A 1,830-nucleotide genomic window follows, 5' to 3' on the forward strand; every position below is an offset into this window, starting at 1 on the left:
AGTTATCGGCGCAATCGTTAAAACACGTAAGAGAAGCGAGAATGGAGCCTGTAAGGCGACTGGTAGCGAAACGGTCGTGTTAGATTGCAAAAGCCGATAGCTGAACGAAATAGTAAGCGTGGCGCCTGCATATATTTCGGTAGAAGGAGGTCGGGGTTCGGGGCGGAGCCCTGAGGTTTGTTTTTTGGTTTTGGTGTTTATGAATTGGGCGGAGGAGGGGGGGACTACGACACCCCCCTTATTGGTCATTGGTCATTGGTCGATAGCTGTTTAGCCTTACTCTCCCAAGGGTTTCAGCGTTTTTTTTTGACAAAATCAGTAATGCCAAGGGTTTAAGGCCTATTATTCGCTAATTAGTATCTAAACTGTTGCACCTTAGTTACTTTTTTGTTACTATGGTTTTTAAGAAAAAGTCGTTGGAGGATACGAATTATGATCAGTAATGAAAAAAAGAGAGTCGTTGTAACGCTTACTAAGGAAGTGGCAGATAATCTTGATAAAATTGCGAAACAAATGGGTCTTAGTAAGTCTGGTCTTATTACAATTTGGGTTAATGCTAACGGAAAGGAAAATGAGCAAAAAAAATAGCAAAAGCATTAGTGTTGGCGCACTGCTTTTGCTGTTAGACTGTTGTTCAATTAAGGTGATTATAGCATGACGAGTAGAAAAACTAAAGATGAACGCACAAGGAATTGGACGTTTGTAGTCTATCCTGAATCGGCTCCTGAAAATTGGAGGGAGTTTTTAGATGAGTTACATGTTCCTTGGGTTGAGAGTCCACTTCATGATAAAGATGTGAATCCTGACGGTGAATTGAAAAAGCCTCATTGGCATGTTTTGATAATGTTTAGCGGTAAAAAGACGTATGATCAAATACGTGAGATAACTCAAAAGATTCGGTCTCCAAACCCGCAAAAATGTGCTAATGCAAAAGGTATGGTGCGATATTTTGCTCATATGGATAATCCAGAAAAATTTCAATATGCTAAAAGTGATATTATCGCTCATGGTGGTGCAGAAATTGCTAGTTATTTGTCAGTAACGAGTGCAGAACGATATGAGTTGATTAGAGAGATGATGTCGTTTGTTGATTCTAAGAATATCACTGAAATCAAAGATTTAATTGACTATGCAATGTCAGAAAGATTTGATGATTGGTTTCCGCTTCTTTGTGATAATTCAGCTTATATTATCGGGCAATATATAAAATCGAATCGTCATGGTGGAAGTGTAAATTCAAAAATAAATAAAGGATAAGAGCTGTTAATTTCAGCTCTTTTTTTGTGCGTGAAAGTCTTAGTCACTATGACCAAAACTACGGACGAAACTATGACCAAAAGTAGGTACTATATTATGACCGAAAATAGGTCCAAAATGGATTTTTTTGTGATATCAAAAAATATAAGGTTGTTTTGTAAGAAAACCAGTTGGCACAGCCGACTTAGCCGCCTTCCTGTAGGAAGGTGCTATCAGTTTTCCCTTATGCTCTTTTTGTTCTTCAGAGTTTAATTCCAGAATATTTGTGAGAAGTAGGTCAAAGAGGTCGGTGGTTTCTTCGACTTTTCCGCCGGTCAATTCGATAAAATCATTGGAATATGATTCTAGCAATTTTTCTAGTTGTTCAACGTTGATAGTTGTTTCTTTAGGCATTTACTCACCTTCTTTGGTGGTTATGACTTTTTCTAGTTTTTTAAGGGCTTCTGGGCTGAAAAGATAGTTTCTTCTACCGGCAGAGCGATATTCTTTTCCTTCAGTCAGATGTTCTTTCGCTAAGCGCAAAACGTAAGCTTGGTTGTAATCAAGTTCTTGTGCAAGTTCGCTGGTCGTCAT

At 38.4% G+C, this 1,830-nt stretch carries 4 protein-coding genes; 2 read left to right on the top strand and 2 right to left on the bottom strand.

Annotation, left to right across the window (positions count from 1 at the left end; all coding sequences use genetic code 11):
• The first annotated feature begins 432 nt into the window (after window positions 1-432).
• A complete protein-coding gene (locus ACFPBZ_RS29350; RefSeq protein WP_002299939.1) occupies window positions 433-588 on the top strand; it encodes a ribbon-helix-helix domain-containing protein in 156 nt (51 codons plus the stop codon).
• A gap of 66 nt (window positions 589-654) precedes the next feature.
• Entirely contained in the window at window positions 655-1,257 is a 603-nt protein-coding gene (locus ACFPBZ_RS29355; RefSeq protein WP_010729575.1) for a replication protein, read from the top strand.
• 135 nt (window positions 1,258-1,392) lie between these two features.
• On the opposite strand, the gene ACFPBZ_RS29360 is transcribed toward ACFPBZ_RS29355, so the two are convergent.
• Together ACFPBZ_RS29360 and ACFPBZ_RS29365 are read right to left on the bottom strand one after the other, a co-directional pair.
• Entirely contained in the window at window positions 1,393-1,650 is a 258-nt protein-coding gene (locus tag ACFPBZ_RS29360) for a hypothetical protein (protein WP_002377879.1), read from the bottom strand.
• Window positions 1,651-1,830, bottom strand: a 180-nt coding sequence (locus ACFPBZ_RS29365) for a hypothetical protein (RefSeq protein WP_050565233.1), incomplete at its 5' end; no start/stop codon positions are given.

The sequence above is a fragment of the Actinomycetospora atypica genome (genome assembly GCF_042653685.1).
Lineage (GTDB): Bacteria > Actinomycetota > Actinomycetes > Mycobacteriales > Pseudonocardiaceae > Actinomycetospora > Actinomycetospora atypica.